14 protein-coding genes are annotated in these 15,452 nt (G+C 62.7%); 3 read left to right on the top strand and 11 right to left on the bottom strand.

Going from position 1 to position 15,452, the window contains the following annotated elements:
* Nucleotides 1–43: 43 nt before the first annotated feature.
* Nucleotides 44–757, top strand: a complete 714-nt coding sequence (locus tag ACA062_RS12580; protein WP_497456653.1) for a cupin domain-containing protein — start codon at nt 44–46, stop codon at nt 755–757.
* Nucleotides 758–766: 9 nt separating this feature from the next.
* Here ACA062_RS12580 and ACA062_RS12575 read toward each other — a convergent pair whose 3' ends face one another.
* The 5 genes from ACA062_RS12575 to ACA062_RS12555 all read right to left on the bottom strand — a co-directional run bounded on the left by ACA062_RS12575 (nt 767) and on the right by ACA062_RS12555 (nt 7,345).
* Nucleotides 767–1,585, bottom strand: coding sequence for an energy transducer TonB (locus tag ACA062_RS12575; protein WP_497456652.1), 819 nt, complete (start codon nt 1,583–1,585; stop codon nt 767–769).
* Entirely contained in the window at nt 1,582–2,028 is a 447-nt protein-coding gene (tolR, locus tag ACA062_RS12570) for a protein TolR (RefSeq protein ID WP_497456651.1), read from the bottom strand. Before tolR ends, ACA062_RS12575 begins: the two co-directional genes overlap by 4 nt.
* Before the next feature lie 13 nt (nt 2,029–2,041).
* On the bottom strand, nt 2,042–2,743 hold the full coding sequence (gene tolQ, locus ACA062_RS12565) for a protein TolQ (RefSeq protein ID WP_497456650.1): 702 nt from the start codon (nt 2,741–2,743) through the stop codon (nt 2,042–2,044).
* A 96-nt stretch (nt 2,744–2,839) separates the two neighbouring features.
* Complete coding sequence (locus ACA062_RS12560; protein ID WP_497456649.1) at nt 2,840–4,753, bottom strand: phytase; 1,914 nt, start codon at nt 4,751–4,753, stop codon at nt 2,840–2,842.
* Nucleotides 4,754–4,816: 63 nt separating this feature from the next.
* Entirely contained in the window at nt 4,817–7,345 is a 2,529-nt protein-coding gene (locus ACA062_RS12555; protein WP_497456648.1) for a TonB-dependent receptor, read from the bottom strand.
* Nucleotides 7,346–7,917: 572 nt separating this feature from the next.
* On the opposite strand from ACA062_RS12555, the gene ACA062_RS12550 reads away from it, so the two are divergent.
* Complete coding sequence (locus ACA062_RS12550) at nt 7,918–8,832, top strand: GGDEF domain-containing protein (RefSeq protein ID WP_497456647.1); 915 nt, start codon at nt 7,918–7,920, stop codon at nt 8,830–8,832.
* 9 nt (nt 8,833–8,841) lie between these two features.
* On the top strand, nt 8,842–9,879 hold the full coding sequence (locus tag ACA062_RS12545; RefSeq protein WP_497456646.1) for an AraC family transcriptional regulator ligand-binding domain-containing protein: 1,038 nt from the start codon (nt 8,842–8,844) through the stop codon (nt 9,877–9,879).
* On the opposite strand, the gene ACA062_RS12540 is transcribed toward ACA062_RS12545, so the two are convergent.
* The 6 genes from ACA062_RS12540 to tssF form a co-directional block, all read right to left on the bottom strand.
* Entirely contained in the window at nt 9,858–10,256 is a 399-nt protein-coding gene (locus ACA062_RS12540) for a DUF6124 family protein (RefSeq protein WP_497456645.1), read from the bottom strand. The genes ACA062_RS12545 and ACA062_RS12540 overlap by 22 nt on opposite strands.
* 261 nt (nt 10,257–10,517) lie before the next feature.
* On the bottom strand, nt 10,518–11,636 hold the full coding sequence (locus tag ACA062_RS12535; RefSeq protein WP_497456644.1) for an OmpA family protein: 1,119 nt from the start codon (nt 11,634–11,636) through the stop codon (nt 10,518–10,520).
* A gap of 15 nt (nt 11,637–11,651) precedes the next feature.
* Nucleotides 11,652–12,098, bottom strand: coding sequence for a type VI secretion system baseplate subunit TssE (gene tssE, locus ACA062_RS12530; protein WP_497456643.1), 447 nt, complete (start codon nt 12,096–12,098; stop codon nt 11,652–11,654).
* 3 nt (nt 12,099–12,101) lie between these two features.
* The gene (gene tssJ / locus ACA062_RS12525; protein ID WP_497456642.1) at nt 12,102–12,638 is read right to left on the bottom strand and encodes a type VI secretion system lipoprotein TssJ; all 537 of its coding nucleotides are present in this window, start codon (nt 12,636–12,638) and stop codon (nt 12,102–12,104) included.
* Complete coding sequence (tssG, locus tag ACA062_RS12520) at nt 12,619–13,716, bottom strand: type VI secretion system baseplate subunit TssG (protein WP_497456641.1); 1,098 nt, start codon at nt 13,714–13,716, stop codon at nt 12,619–12,621. The genes tssJ and tssG overlap by 20 nt, the downstream gene beginning before the upstream one ends.
* Nucleotides 13,680–15,449, bottom strand: a complete 1,770-nt coding sequence (gene tssF, locus ACA062_RS12515; protein WP_497456640.1) for a type VI secretion system baseplate subunit TssF — start codon at nt 15,447–15,449, stop codon at nt 13,680–13,682. Before tssF ends, tssG begins: the two co-directional genes overlap by 37 nt.
* Between the last annotated feature and the right edge of the window lie 3 nt (nt 15,450–15,452).

Here is a 15,452-nt window from a genome sequence, read left to right as displayed (position 1 = left end):
CTCCAATCCCGTTCACTGCTTGTTTTCATGGAGCGTCATCCGCATGTCCCACCCTACCCTTGTGCTGTTGGCGCGCGCCGACGGCAGCCCTGTTACCACGTCATTCACCCCTGCGCCGTTGAGTGCCGCCGATCCGTTCCGATACGCTCGCCAGATCGCCTACAGCGACGCCGACGGCGTGTCGGCGGGCATCGTACAGATCGACGCCGCCTTATCGATCGATCAATTCCCCCACACCGAAGTCATGGTCGTGCACGCCGGACAGGTCGTGCTGCACAGTGACGGGCAAACGCTGGAACTGGACATCGGCGCCGGTGCTGTCATCGGCTGCGGCACGGTATTGCAGGTGCAGGTTCAGCCAGGCACCCGCTGGGCCTTCTGTGCAGTCACCTCTCCCGTTGCCAAGCCGGCACCTGGTCTGACCGCCCTCGACCCGCTGGCCCTGCTCTCGCCGTCGGCGGCACCGGAGCCCCAGATTCTGATCGGCCCCACCCCGCAATGCCGCTCACGCAATGCCTTCGAAGATGACGCGTCCGAACTGCGCGTCGGCGTCTGGGACTCGACGCCCTACCAGCGCCATGGTCGGCCGCACAAACTCCATGAGTTGATGCACCTGATCGAAGGCAGCGTGACTTTGCAGGCCCCGGACGGAAGCAGTCTGACAGTCAACACCGGCGACAGCGTGTTCGTCCCCCGGGGCGCGCCATGCGCATGGACCAGCACCCGCTACGTACGCAAGTTTTACGCCGTGAAATGACACCACCTTTCACTTGATCCGGTAGTGAAAGGTATTACGCACTGCTGGCACTGAAACCACCCGGCCATCGATCATCCGTGGCTGATAGCGGAAGGTGTTGGCGGCGGCCAGTGACGGACGCATGAACAGTGGATGGCAACCGTCGAGCACCCTGGGGTTTTCCACTTTGCCCTGGGGGTCGACGGTGTATTCCACGTTGCAATCGCCTTCGATGTTCTTGTCCAGCGCCCGCTGCGGATAGCCCGGCGCTTCCTTGCTCAAGGGCAGGTACTGACGGCTGTCGGCCGCCGCCTGCGCCGCTTGTTGGCGGCTGCGGTCAGCGGCCAGGCGCGCCTGTTCGGCCTGTTGTGCCTGCTGCTGGGCGAGGCGTTGTCGTTCGGCCTCGGTATTGCGCTTCTCCGTTTCCAGGCGCTGGCGTTGTTGCTCGGCCTGAAGATCGCGTTTTTTGTCTTCGACCCGTTTACGCGCCAGGGCGGACTGCTCAAGTTTTTGTGCCTGGATCTGTGGATCGACGGTGGGTTTGACCGGCTGTACCGGCGCGGCGACAACCGGCTCCACCGGTGCCGGCTGCACCACGCCGGGCACCGGTTCCAGCACCTGTGGCGGAGGCTGAGGCTGAGGCGCCGGCGGCAGCATCACCAGTTGGGTGTGCATTACCGACGGTTGCTCGACGGGTGGTTTCTCGACCGTCCAATCCTGTACCAGCAACGCCAGGACGATCCCGTGCAGCGCCACGGCGAGGCCCGCCGCCAGGCAGTGTTGCCAGAGTCCGCGCCGCACTCCAGTGTGCAAGGTCAGTATTGGTGGGTGCATGATCATTGCCGTCATTGCGGGGCCTCGGTCACCAGCCCCAGGTTGCTGACCCCGCCCTGCTGCAACGCCGCCATGGCCGCGACCACGCTGCCGTAGCTGGCGTCCTTGTCGGCGCGGATATAGACCTGGGTATCGCGCCGCCCGGCAACAATCTGCGCCACCTTGGCCCGCATATCGTCGAGGGTGACGGCGCTGTCGGTCTGGTTGCGGGTGTCGAGTTCGCCGCCGAGGTTCCAGTAGTAACCGCCCTCGGCCTTCACCGACAACGTCAGGATCTGCTGGCGAGTGTCCGTGGCCAGGGCTTCACTGGCGACCTTGGGCAGTTCGATCTTCACCCCCTGGGTCAGCATCGGCGCGGTGACCATGAAAATCACCAGCAGCACCAGCATCACGTCGATGTAGGGCACCACGTTCATTTCGGCCTTGGGCCCGTGTTTGCGTTGCGGTCTGACCAACATCTTCACGCTCCTCTCAGGCGGCTGCCGCCAGGTTCATCGGCACACCGTGCAACCGGCGATGCAGGCGCACCTGAAGCTCATTGCCGAATGCGTAGTAACGGGTGAGCAAGGTCTGGCTGCGGGAGGAAAAGCGGTTGTAGGCGATCACCGCCGGTATCGCCGCGAACAGGCCGATGGCCGTGGCGATCAGCGCTTCGGCGATGCCCGGCGCCACGGTCGACAGCGTCGCCTGCTGCACCTGGGACAGGCCGATGAAGGAATTCATGATCCCCCATACGGTGCCGAACAGACCGATATAGGGGCTGACCGAGCCGACCGTGGCCAGGAACTGCAAGCCTTTCTCCAGCTGCACCTCCTGCTCGCTGATGGCCACATACAACGCGCGCTCCACCCCTTCGAGCACTACGTCGGCGTCGTTGCCCGCGTGCTGGTTGAGGTGATTGAACTCGTGAACCCCGGCATGAAAAACCGGCTCCACGCCGTGTTCGCTGCCGGTCGTTTCCCGGTACAGCGGCAGCAGATCTGCGGTGCTGCGAAAGCGCTGCACAAAGGCATTCATGTGCCGCTCGCGACGGTGCAGCACGCGGCTGCGCTGGATGATCTGGTACCAGCTGAGCAACGACGCCAGCAACAGGGTGAACATGACGGCCTTGACCAGCAGACTCGCGTCGCTGATCAGGCCCCAGATGGTCATGTGTTCAAGCGTGGCGTGCATGGTGAAACTCCTTGTCGGGCGCTCTCGGGCCGTCGATGCGCGACGGCCGTTGAGCTATTCGATGAAAAACTGATGACAGGTTGATGACTGACCGGATCAGGGCAGCTTCAGGGCTTGGGCAACCTCGGCCCAGGGCACGAACTTGAAGTTCTGGGTCTGCTCCGGCATGCGTTTGCGGCCGTCCTGCACCACCAGCATGCCTTTGCTCCAGGGCCCGCCGAGGTTCATGGAAGTGACTTCCAGACCGTCGGTTTCCGACGCACCGTCGATGCCGAGTTGGGCATTCAATCCGACGCGCAATGCACCACGGGAGGTGAACGGCGGTTCGGCGTCCAGCACCAGGTAGCTGTCGTTGCCCTGGCTGGAAATCACCAGATAGTCGTGGGTTTCACTTTGATAGAGCGCCAACCCTTCCACATCAGCCTGCAACTTCGGCCCGACCTTGATCACGCTGCTCAGGGTCGCCGGCTGATCGGCGCGGGCGTCCACCGCCCAGACACCGACATCCTCTTCACCGAGAAACAGTCGCTGGCGCTGGTCGTCGGCCACGCAGCCTTCGGGTTGGCTATCGACCTTGAACTGACGCACCAGCTCACCCTGCACAGTGCCGTTCGGCGCGCTCAGGCGGTATTGCAGGAAGGTGCCGTCCTTGTCGTTGGCGATCGCGTATATCTCGCCACTGGCGGGCTGGAACAGGCAAATGCCGTAGATGTCCTTGAGCGGTGTGGGGATCTCCCCGGCTTCGCGCAACTCGCCGCTGCTGCGATCGATGCTGAACAGGCTGAGGCTGTTGTGATCGCGATGGCTGGCCACCGCGAGGTCGACGGTCTGCTGGCCCAGCTTGAAGTTCGGCCGCACATCGACGTTGTTCAAACGCCCGACCGGCAGCTCCTGCAGCAACGTGCCTTGCAGGTCATACACCAGCAGCCCTTGCTTTTTATTGGTGCCCAGCACCCGGCTCAGGGCCGGTTGCCGGGGGTGAATCCAGATCGCCGGATCATCCGCCGCATCGCCCTGACGGCCGACCGGGTCGCTTTGGCTGAGCGCCTTGACGTTCGGCAGCACCGGCGCCAATGGCACAGGCGTCGCCTGCCAGTTCAGTTCGCCCTGGTACAGGCGGCCGTCGTCATCGTCGCGCAGCAGCACTTGCAGGCCTTTGTCCGTTGGACGCAGTGCCAGGTTTTCCGGTTTCTTCAATCCCGACAACGGCAATGCAGCCTGCGCTATCCAGCGTTCGTCCTGCTGCTGGTAGAGGTGCAGCTGCGCCGCTTTCGGGTCGAGCGCAACGATGCCGCCCGGCACCAGCGCGATGGCACCCGCCGTGTGTTTGATCTCGCCGAAGGGTTCGCGCAGGGCCACCGGCGTGCGCGTGACATCGGCTTCGGGATGCGCCGGGTAGGCCCACCAACCGACATTCTCCTCGTTGACCACTAGTTGGCTGGCACCGTCGTCGACCTGGCAATCGGTTGCCGAAGGTGGCAATGGCAGGCCGCGCACCCGTTGCGGCTGCGGATTCAACGTCGCGTCATGGCCCACCAGCCATTGCTCGCCCTTGCCCTCCTCGCCCACCAGGAACAGGAACAGGTTGCTGGCTTCGTCGCGGTACAGGCACAAGCCGTTCACCGGGTAGTCCCGAGTCGGCAGATACACCGGCTGACCCCAGCTGCGTTTTTGCGGATCAACACTGACCAGCAGCGCTTGCTGACGGCTGTTGTCGAGGCTGGCCACCAACACCTGCTGGCCGGCGGCGCGGCTGTCGAGGCGGCTGAAAGAGCCTTTGAGGCGTGCCAGTTCCTTTCCTTGCGCATCCAGCAACAGCAAGCCGTCACGCTCGCTGGCGGCCAGGCGTTCGGCCCCCCCATTGGTGGGCAGAAACGCCACGGCATCGACCGCAAGGTCCGGCGCCCAGAGCGTGAGGGCCAGGTTCGGCGCAGCGGCCAGGGTCTGGCCGATGGTGAGGCTGATCAGTGCGGCCAGCAGGCAGCGCTTGGGTAACCACGAAATACTCATGAACAGGCAAAGTCCTTGTCTTGTATCCATCACGGCGGCAGCACCGGGCTGCCACCCCGGGCTTTAGAAGTGGGTGAAGGTCAGGCCGAGCTTGTAGGTCGGGCCGTATTCTTCGTACTGGCCGTTGTAGGAACGGTGGCCGGTGTAGACGAAGTACGGCTCGTCGGTGAGGTTCTGCGCCTCGAAGCTGACCTGCAGGTTTTTCGTCAGCGAGTAACGGGCGCTGAAGTCGACGAAGGTCTGGGCGTCCACATGCAGGTCGTGGGCCTTGTCGTCGATCGAGGCCAGCTCGAACAGGTAATCGGACTTGTAGTTGGCCGACAGCCGCAGGCTCAGCTTGTCGTCTTCCCAACCGAGCATCAGGTTGCCGACAGTGTCCGACTGGTTGGGCAGGTCGATGTTGCGTGTGCGGTTGGAACCCGTGGCGGTATCGAAGCCCTTGATCTCGGCGTCGGAGCGGCTGAAGGTGGTGTTGGCGCCTAGCAGCAGGCCATTCCAGGGTGCCGGCAGCCAGTCGAATTTCTGCGAGTAGGCCAGTTCCAGGCCATAGAGTTTGGCGCTGTCGCCGTTGGCGAAGCTGTGGGCCTCGGCGAAATCGGTCCAGGCACCAGTGCCGGCCAGGTCGGTATTGTAGACAAAATTCTTGATGTCCTTGTAGAACACGAACGCCGAGACGGTGCCGGCATGGCCCATGTAGTGCTCGATACCGAGGTCGAGGTTGCTGGATTCCAGGGGCTTGAGGTCCGGGTTGCCGAAGGTCGCCTCGTCGTCGTCGATGACAAAACCCGGCGTCAGTTGGCCGAAGGTCGGGCGTACCACGGACTTGGTCCAGGCCGCGCGGACCTGAGTGTTCTTGTCCAGCTGATAGCGCGCATGCAGGCCCGGCAACCAGTGGTGATAACGGCGCTTGGTGTCGGTGGCCTGGAATTCGCCGTCGGTGGCGCCGGTGCCCTTGGCTTCGAACTCGGTGCCTTCGTAACGCAGGCCGGCGATGAAGCGCCAGTCGTCGATATCGAGAGTGTTCATCAGGTAGCCGGCGTTGATGTCCTCGCTGATCTTGAAGTCGTTGACCCGGGATTCGGTTTCGTCATAGAAGTTCGCCGGATCCAGGCCGCCGATCAATTGCTTGATGGCGCTGCCGCTGATGCCGGGGCCGAACTGGCCGAGACGATAGTCGACGCTGCCTTTCTGGAACCGCGTCAGGTTGAGCTGCTCGTCGCTGAAACCCAGGTCGTCGAAGTCTTCATAGACCCAGGCATCGAGGTTGTTGTCCTTGTTGCGCCGGCTGACCTTGCCGCCAAACTTGACCTGGGACGCGTAGCCGCTGAGGTCGTAGTCGCGGGCCAGGTCCAGGCGCAGGTTCTTCTCGGTGTCGGTGGTTCGCTGCTGTTCCCAGTCGACTTTGTCGAGGCTGAAATTGCTCGGGTTGTAGAAGCCCTGACCGATGATGGGCCGTGGCTTGTCCTGATCGTAGAACCCACTCTCGGCGAAGTCGTCCGTGCCCTCGAAAGCGGCGTTGGCGATATGGCCCGGGCTGTCTTCGCTGGAGCGGCTGTAACCGGCTTGGCCGCTGAGGGTCCAGAGGCCGAACATACGCTCGCCGCCCAACACGTAGGACTGGATTTCCTGGGTTTCTTCGCGCTGCTTGAGTTTGCGCGCCCCCTCGGAGTCGCCCAGTTCACCCGCTGCTTGCGGGTCGGCGAATTCGAAACCGGTGGCGTTGCGTGTCTCGCTGTCCTTGTAGCGGCTGTAGAGGGTGCGCAGGTAATAGCTGCTCAGATCATCGGGTTTGTAATCGAAGTTCAGGCCACCGCCGGCACGTTCGCGGCGGATGTCGTAGTCCCGTTGCTCGAATTCCTCGAGTCTGGCGCCCTGCTCGAAGTCCCAGGCGCCACCGGTTTCGACGTTGTCCGAACCGAAGTCACGCTTCTGCCAGCTCAGCGCCGCGGCGACGCCAAAATTGTCGATGCCATCGCCCAGGCTGAACCGGTCGCTGATGGCGCCCGAGAACTTCGGACTGGTCTGGCGGGTGTTCTTGTCGTAACTGGCTTCGCTGCTGCCGGTGTAGAACAGGCCCTGGTGATCGAACGCCGAGAGGCTCTGCACATCGATGGTGCCACCCAGCGAGTTGGCGTCCATGTCCGGGGTCAGGGTCTTGATCACCGACAACGACTGCACCAGTTCCGAGGGCAATACGTCCAGGGCCACGGCGCGGCGTTCACTTTCCGGCGAGGGCACCAGCGTGCCGTTGATGGTCACGCTGTTGAGGTCCGGGCCGAGGCCCCGCACGCTGACAAACCGTCCTTCGCCCTGGTCGCGCTCGACGCTGATCCCCGGCAGGCGCTGCACCGCTTCGGCGACGTTTTCGTCTGGCAGCTGCGCCACGCCGTCGGCATGCACCACGCTCTTGATGCTGTCGGAACTGCGCTGTTCCTTGAGCGCCTGATCGATACTCGCGGCCTGCCCCACCACTTCGACGTGTTCCGTGTTCGCGCCCGATTCAGCGGCGTTCAGGCGTTCACTGGCGATCGCCATGGCCAGGGTGGTGAGTGTAAAGCCGACGAGTCCGGCGGTGCCGCAGCGCTTGTACATGAATGTCCTCCCCCAAGAGTCCGATAACGCCAGGCAAGAGGCCCGGCAACTGGGAGGGCAAGCTAGGTTCGCGGGATGACGGTTCTGTGACAGGGGTCGACGGGAGGTGCTGAAAACCGGGGTTTCACCGATGATTGCCGGCACAACTGAGCTGATTTGACTCGCCGACAATGCCCCCCTGTAGGAGCTGGCTTGCCAGCGAAGGCGCCCGCAAGAGCACCGCATGCCCTGAAACCTTTCGCCAGCAAGCCGGCTCCTACAGACCTCACACCCACCTCGCATCTGTACCGTCCCTGAGAACACCGCAACGCTTGAGACCGATCGCCAGCAAGCCGGCTCCTACAAAAAATCGCGCAACCGGATGAGCTGATTCGACCTCACACCCACATCACCTGTAGGAGCTGGCTTGTCGGATCGCCGCACCGCAGCGAAGGCGTACCTGAGAACACCGCAATGTTCGAGACCGATCGCCAGCAAGCCGGCTCCGACAGTCCCCCACACCGCAGTAACCCCACTGTCACAAACATCTGCTGTGCTGACGCGCATTGCCTCTTCGCCAAAGGATCGCGGCCATGTTCTCGGTACTCAAACCCCATCGTTGGAAACTCGCCCTGTTGCTGGTGGCCGCGAACATGGGGCTGCTCCTGCACCTGGCCTGCGGCGAGCTGAAAAGCGTCAGCGAATGGGTCTGGCTGGACATCGTCGGTGAAGGCGGCTCGGCGCTGTTGGCGCTGGTCTGGCTCGGCCTGGTGCTCAAGAGTCGACCCGCCGGGCGTGTCACCAATTACCTGGCGCTGGGTTTGAGCGGGATCTTTTTCTCCTGGTGGATCGACAGCCTCGACGAGTTCATCCGCCTGCCCGACAGCATCACCTGGGATCACTGGCTGGAGTCCGGCCCGATGCCGGTGGGCATGATCCTGCTGACCATCGGCATCTATCACTGGCACCACGAACAACTGGCGATCAGCGCGCAAATGGAGAAACGCGAGCGCCTGTTCCGCGAGCACCGGCTGTTCGACAAACTCACGCCGCTGGGCGGTGCCGATTACCTCAAGCGCCAGTTGAGCGCCAGCCTCGAGGACAGTCAGGGGCAGGCGCAACCCTTGTCCTTGCTGGTGCTGGATGTCGACAACTTCGCGGCTATCAACCAGGCTTTCGGGCATGCAGAAGGCGATGCCGTGTTGCAGGCCCTCAGTCACCTGCTGCTGCTCAACCTGCGCCGCCAGGACTTGCTCTGCCGGCTGGCCGGCGACCGATTCGTGGTGCTGCTGCCCAACACCGGCGAGAGCCAGGCACGGCTGCTGGCGCTGGAGCTGCAACAGGCGGTACAGGGCCTGGCCCACAAAACCCGACAACACGGCGAGCGCATCCACCTGTCGGCCAGCACCGCGGTGGTCATGGCCGTGGACGAGGCGCCGGACGCCCTGCTCAAACGCCTCAACCTGGCACTGGCCCGGGCCAAGCAGCCCTTGGCAAAAACTGCCTGAGGCGCGGCCATGACCCTGAAAAACACCTGGTATGAAACCGACAGCCGTTTCATTCCCGGGCACTACCAGCCGGCGACCCTGATTGATCTGGCGTTGTCCCGGGACATCGACAGCCATCGCCTGCTACGCGGCACCGGCCTGTTTCATGACGACATCCTGGCCGGCCAGACCCGCCTCAGCCCGCAGCAGTTTCTCGGCCTGATCGGCAATAGCCGGCGTTTGCTGGATGCCGACGACAGCGGCTTTCTGTTCGGCCAGCGCCTGCTGCCGGGGCATTACGGCCCCGCCAGCCACGCCCTGCGTCATGCACAAAATCTGCACCAGGCCCTCGACACCCTGGTGCAGCTACAGGCACTGCTCAGCCCTTTGGTCACGCCGCGCCTGGTGCTGGATGAAAGACATGCCTGGCTCTACTGGCTGGACAGCTGCGGCGCCGGCGAGCAATGGCGTTTTCTGCTGGAGGCGAGCATGACCTCGATCGTGGCCATGAGCCGCTCACAGAGCGGCCTGCGCCTGCCGTGGGAGTGCAGCTTCAGCCACGCCGAGCCGCGCTATGTCGAGCAGTACTGGGTGCATCTGGGCGAAAACACCCAGTTCAAGCGCCCGCTGGACCTGATGCGCATCCCCCGGGAATATCTCACCCGCCCCTGGCCCGACGCCTCGGCCACCGCTGGCCAGGTCGCCCGACAGGAAGCCCAGGGGCAAATCGAACAACTGGGCTTTGCCTCAGGCTTCGTCGACTGTGTGTATCGCTACCTGCAAACCCATGTGCGCCAGGCTCCCAACCTCGAACAGGCTGCCCAGGCCTTCGCCATGAGTCCCGCCACGCTCAAACGTAAACTGCAAAAGCACGACACCGGGTTTCAACAACAGGTGGATCGGGTGCGCAAGCATGTCGCGCTGTACCTGTACCAGATCAAGGGCTTCACCAACGAAGAAGTCGCGCAGTACTTGAGCTTTAACGATGCGGCGAACTTTCGGCGATCATTCAAGCGCTGGACCGGGAGTACACCGAACCTGATCCGTCAGTTGTTCAGCAGCGGTTGAGCCTTTTGCGGCGGCGCCACATTATCCAGCACCCGATTCACCGCCAGTTCACCCAGCATGATGACCTGCTGGACCGCCAGCATCGTGTTGCGCTGAGTTCCGTCCACCAGCCCGGCCAGGTCGCTGACCATGGCATTGGCCGACGCCAGCAATTCGCAGACCTGGGCCAGTAGCGTTTCGTTGTCGACTTCGGGGGCGACGATAAAAATCATCGCCGGTTTGCGCGGATTGCGGGCCTCTTCGGGAACGGCGGGTTTGAGGTAGTGATCGAGTGCCCGGTCGGCGGCCTGGTGAAATTTTTTCGAATCGCCAGAGACGTACGGGGAGGTACTGTGGACCGTAAATGGCTCATGGGTTTGGAGTGTGTCGTCGGGCATGGTGGCTCTCTGCTGAGTGATGAGAGCTACCACGCTAACCGCCGCACTTCCGACAGCCAACCCTAAAAATACGTCAGACATTTCTTGTATTTTCAGCTTGTTTTAATCGGCTGTGGGAAGCCTGCAGCCGAAAACACACGCATTTGTCGGAGCTTGTTTAATCAGCGGCAAAATACCTTCGCGCAGCCTACAACATTTTGTGTCGTTGCCTACAGTAGCGCCAGAATCCACCGACTTTCTCTGCGCGCTGCCACGCCTTTTTCAGCTTTCACAGGCCCCCTCTTGTGGCACCAGACGGATATCGACACGCCGGTTGGCCGCGCGTCCGGACTCGGTGTCATTGCCGGTGATCGGCTGGCTGGCTGCAAGTCCCTGGACAGCAAAACAACTGTCCGGGAGGTCGCCCATGCGTTGCATCCAGTCACGCACAGCAGAGGCGCGGGCGCGTGACAGCGCCAGGTTCTGTCCCGCATCGCCCGTGGCATCGGAATGCCCGGCGATGACGATCAGCCAGCCTGGCCGGGCCTTGATGTCGGCCAGGGCATTGATCAGCACTTTGGTCGAGCCGGATTTGAGCTCGGCGCTGCCGGCATCGAACAGCATCAGACTGTCCAGCTGCACGGGATCGGCGGATAAGCGAGCGCTGTCCTGGCCTGCCAGCCAATGCTTCCACCCAAACCAGCCGGTCAAGGCAATGCCAATCGCCACGGCGAACAGCCACAGGGCTATTCGACGTCTCCTTGTGGCCGGGTCTGAAGTCCCCGCTTCGGGCATGCGAGGCGGTGGCAGGATCACAACCGGCATCACGAATGACGGTTCAGGCACCCTTGCCGACAGCTGCACGGTTGCGCCCGAAGCCGTGCTTTGCTGCAAACGTTGCATCAGGCTATCGACCTGCTGACGCAGAGCCTGCAGCGTGACCATCGGCACTTGAGCCTGAGCGTCCAGTCGCTGGTTCAAACGGCTCAACTCGGTGTCCAGATGGACCAGTGCCGGCAAGCTCCGCGTATCCAGCGCCAGGCTGCGCAGCAAGGGCTGCAATTGGGCGAACAGCCAGCCCAGGCTATCCAGGCGCATCGATTCCACTGGCGGCCACACGTGCGGCCATTCGCAGCTCAGTGCCTCGATCAATGCCACCCCTTCCACCATGCCTGACAGGCCATGACGCTGGCTGCGCGCCAGCGCATAAGCGACCGCGGTTTGCAGATCCGCCCCGTTGCTCTGGAACAAGGCCAGGCACAACTGCTCGACCTTGATCCAGTTCACGTCCGGACAGGCTGGATGGCTCAATTTGGCCAGTTCATCACGCAACGCCATGTACTCGCCCAAGCCGCGCGGATCACCACCCGTGCGTATACGCATTTCAAACAACGCCGTCATCCAGCTTCCCTTCTTTTACAGGTTCGTGGCCGACAGATAGTTCTGCCGCTTGAGGTGACGCACCAGCACTCGGCCCTCGGCCGCCAGGGTGGTACCGAAGGTTACTCGCTGCCCCGCTTTGAGCTGCACATCGAGGGCGTATTCCAGATGACCCGGTTGCACCTGCGGCAGGAGTTCGATATTCACCGCTGCCAGGCGCGGTTCGTACTTGAGCAAGGTATCGGCCATGCTTCTCATCAGGTCATGCGCCATCCCAGGCAAGCCCTGGAGGATCAGGCCCATATCGGGCAGACCGTAATCAGGCAGGTGACTGAGCGTGCCCGCCCGGCTGTTGAGAATGCGTTGCAGGTTGTCCAGTACCGACAAGGTGTGCTGGTCCGCTTCGCCGACGCGATACAGGTCCAGCTCGCCATCGAAATTCTGCAGCAGCATTTCGTAGAGCGAAGGATTGAATTCGGTCATCGATTATTCCTTGGCCAGCGGTCGCAAGGTCAGCAGGTTGTCCGCCAGCTCGATGACCCGGGCCCGGTCCGGATCCAGGTCATCACGGGTCAACGTCAGGCGCCACGTTTTCACTTGGCTGTCGGGTTGGCGAAACAACGCGACCACGGCGACGGAGCGCGCATCAGTGTCCAGCGGTACGCTCAGTTGCGCCCCCTCTCCCGGCTTGACCACCACGGTGCGCTTGTCCAGCAGATTCGCGCTCAGCAGCCGGTCGTCCTGGCTCAGCAAACTGTCGTAGGTGGCTTTTTCCAGCAGCTTGCTGTCGCTGAGTTGGTACACCCGAACCAGCGTGGCTACCGACAATGCATTCATGTCTGCCCCATCAGTATTCATCGATGCCCGCCCACTGAAGTCCAGGTGCAACGTTTTCACCTGCTTGTAGAAAATCGAACTGGCGGCGGACGCGGTGCTGTCCGTCACTGACTGGGTCACCCCACAGCCGGCGAGCCATGCACCCAGCGCAACGACCATCGATGATTTAAAAACCGTACGTGACATGGTGTATCTCCCTGTCCTGGGAATTTTTCGAAAGGCCCTGGTATCGGCCCAGATTGAGGGTGATGGTGTCGTGCGCCCCGACTTGCCAGGCGTCACTGCCCAGGCCCAGCACAGCGGTCATGCCCAGCCGTACCGAGGCTCGCCCCAGCACTGGCGTCGGCAGGCTGCGCAGCGGTAGCGACAACTGCAGCTTCGCGGTGCAACGCCAGCCCAGGTACACACGCAGCAGCACCCGCAGGTCGTTGTGCAACTGACCACCCGGCAGCCAGCCACGGGCCTCGTCTGCATCCTCGGTGAACAGCGCCAGGTGCAACTGGCTATTGGCGTCATGCCCGACACTGCCCAAGGGCGTGCCCTGGGACAGGCTTACCGGGCGCTGGCTGCACAGACTCGCCGGATGCGCCAAAGGGATTTTCTGCGGCCAATGGGGCGTCACCCGTGCCCGGGTCGCGGGGGCCAGCAGCTTGACCAGCGCGACAATGCCTTCGGCGTTGCGGGTGGGCAGGCGCATCACGCTGAGCAGCGCCAGGAAGCGTGATACCGGCGTGGCAATCTGCCGGGCGGTGCCGGGAATTCCCAGGCCGATCAACCCCAGCAGGCACTGCGAAGTTGCATCGGTGCCGCCCGCCTCGAACGTGGCCGGATAAGAGTACTTGCGCCAGATACGGTAGAACTGGGTGAAGATCCGGTGGTTGAATATATCGAGGAAGGCTTCCACCGCCTCATGCCCTTCCCGACGCTGGGCGATATCGTCGAGAAAAGCCGTCGGCATCGGCGAGTCGACCCCGTACAACCCGAGCAGGCGTGTGCGCACCGTTGCCGGACGCTGCGGATGATGGTCACTGGTTTCGATCGCCTTCAGTTCCCCGGCAGGAAAGCCCATGCCAGGGTCGGGCCGAAAGCGTACCGGGTCATCCGCCGGGTGCGCCGTGCTACCCAATGGCGGATGATCCGGCAAGGCCTGTTCCAGCAACTGGCAGAAGCGATACAGATTGGCCTCGGCCACCCGCCCCTGCAGTCCTTCCAGTAATCCACTGGCTTTCAGCCGGGAATACGCTGACTGTGGTTCTCGTTCCATCGCAGGCACTTTCCAGTAGGTTGGAGGATCAGCGTGAGCTGGTTGAATAAATGAATGTCGGCGTACAGGCTGAAGAAGCGATGGAGCATCTCGCCGAACAGGCTGATGTCGCCCTCACCGGAAAAGCCATTGGCGTCCAGGGTGACTTCGATATCCACACCGCGCAGCAGAAAGCCTTTTTCAAAACGCTGGATCAGGTGGTGACGCACCTCGACGATCGCTGCCAGCCGACGTCGGTTCAGCTCGCTGCCCGTCCAGTCGTACAGCGCCAGGGTGCCGCGCAATACTTCGGCGTTGTCGAGCATCGGCAGGAAATTCGAGCCCAGGTGGCTGAGCACGCGCCAGTGAAAACGATCGCGGTTCGGCGGGTAGCACGGCAAGGTCGGCGCACACAGGTTGCGCACCCGCAAGCCGGCCTGGGTGGATTGCACCAGGGTATCGAGCAGGGTGCTTTGCAGGGCCTTGCGCGGCAGCTGGCCGTGGGTGCCGGTCAGGCGCAACGACAGGCTGGCGCCCGCGAGCAGCCGATCCTGGTCAAAGCCCTCGCCGCCCAGAATCAGCCAGGTGTCATGCAGGCCATTGGCGCCCCGCTTCAAGCGCGTGTGGAAGTAATGTTCGGGCGCCTCGTCGCGCAGCATGCCGCCCTTGTGGCGAAAGCTGGTGAACGGCACATAATCCTGGCGCTCGGTACTCCTGGAAGAGGTGACCTGATCCACCGAATAGATTTCGGTATGACCGTCCTGCAGACGCATGGGGCGAAGCAGGTAGTCGGTTTGCAAAGGTGCCAGGTCCAGCGGGTCGGACTCCAGGGTGAACAGATTGATCACCGGCACCGCATGCAGGCGAATGTGCTCGGCGCTCGGATTGAACGCTTGAGGCCATGGCTGGCCAAGCACCACCTCCAGTTCGAACCAGGGTGTGCCCTGGGTGATGTCCAACTGCTCCAGCCCGCAGAGGGTCACGAACATGAACTTCTCACGGAAGGTGAAATACTCCAGCAGCAACTGATACCCGCTGAAGGCGCTGTCACCTTTGGGCCACAGACGGTCCTCATCGGCGAACCCCTTGGGCACAAAATGGCCTTCCAGTAACTGACGGTCCGCTTGTCCCGGCATTCGTGCGTACATCGCCTGGGTGTTGAGGGTCAGTGCCTGGTGCAGCGCACTTGCCAAGGGCGCATCGGCATTCAAGTACAGCGGCAGGCGACTCAGGTCGATCTCGCCCCAATCGGCCATCGCGCCGCAGGCAAAGCGCAGCCGCAGCAATGAGCGTCCGTCGGGCTCATGTGCCAGGCGCACAGACTCCACGACCAGTGGTTGCAGCATCAGGTCCTGGGTGGTGGTGTAGCGGCATTGGGTGCGCTGCGGGCCAATGGGCTGCGACAGGACTTCGAAGCCCGTGGCGATCCGTTCGCTGCGCTTCATCTCCTTGAGATCGGGCGCCAGCTCTACGATCGACAGCGATGGAATGGTGCGCAGGTAATGCGGCCACAGCAGACTGACCAGGCCCTCAGTGAGCTCCGGCAAGTCATCGTCGAGCTTCTCGCGCAACCGGCCCATGAGGAAGGCAAAGCCTTCGAACAGGCGCTCCACGTAGGGATCGTGTGCGCCCGCCTTGTCCAGGTTCAGTTGCGCCGCCCGGTCCGGAAACGCTTGCGCGAACTCTTTGCCAGCCTCGCGCAGATAACGCATCTCGGCGTCGAAATAACGCAGTGTCAGATTGTCCATGCTCAAAGA

It is taken from the genome of Pseudomonas sp. LBUM1679 (genome assembly GCF_059695565.1).
Note: the sequence above shows the minus strand (reverse complement) of the source record. Positions and strands in the feature narration are given on the sequence as shown.

Bases quoted from the DNA above. Each gene is read 5' to 3' on its own strand.
- ACA062_RS12580 (WP_497456653.1), top strand. From the start codon at position 44: ATGTCCCACCCTACCCTTGTGCTGTTGGCGCGCGCCGACGGCAGCCCT.
- ACA062_RS12575 (WP_497456652.1), bottom strand. From the start codon at position 1,585: ATGACGGCAATGATCATGCACCCACCAATACTGACCTTGCACACTGGA.
- tolR (WP_497456651.1), bottom strand. From the start codon at position 2,028: ATGTTGGTCAGACCGCAACGCAAACACGGGCCCAAGGCCGAAATGAAC.
- tolQ (WP_497456650.1), bottom strand. From the start codon at position 2,743: ATGCACGCCACGCTTGAACACATGACCATCTGGGGCCTGATCAGCGAC.
- ACA062_RS12560 (WP_497456649.1), bottom strand. From the start codon at position 4,753: ATGAGTATTTCGTGGTTACCCAAGCGCTGCCTGCTGGCCGCACTGATC.
- ACA062_RS12555 (WP_497456648.1), bottom strand. From the start codon at position 7,345: ATGTACAAGCGCTGCGGCACCGCCGGACTCGTCGGCTTTACACTCACC.
- ACA062_RS12550 (WP_497456647.1), top strand. From the start codon at position 7,918: ATGTTCTCGGTACTCAAACCCCATCGTTGGAAACTCGCCCTGTTGCTG.
- ACA062_RS12545 (WP_497456646.1), top strand. From the start codon at position 8,842: ATGACCCTGAAAAACACCTGGTATGAAACCGACAGCCGTTTCATTCCC.
- ACA062_RS12540 (WP_497456645.1), bottom strand. From the start codon at position 10,256: ATGCCCGACGACACACTCCAAACCCATGAGCCATTTACGGTCCACAGT.
- ACA062_RS12535 (WP_497456644.1), bottom strand. From the start codon at position 11,636: ATGACGGCGTTGTTTGAAATGCGTATACGCACGGGTGGTGATCCGCGC.
- tssE (WP_497456643.1), bottom strand. From the start codon at position 12,098: ATGACCGAATTCAATCCTTCGCTCTACGAAATGCTGCTGCAGAATTTC.
- tssJ (WP_497456642.1), bottom strand. From the start codon at position 12,638: ATGTCACGTACGGTTTTTAAATCATCGATGGTCGTTGCGCTGGGTGCA.
- tssG (WP_497456641.1), bottom strand. From the start codon at position 13,716: ATGGAACGAGAACCACAGTCAGCGTATTCCCGGCTGAAAGCCAGTGGA.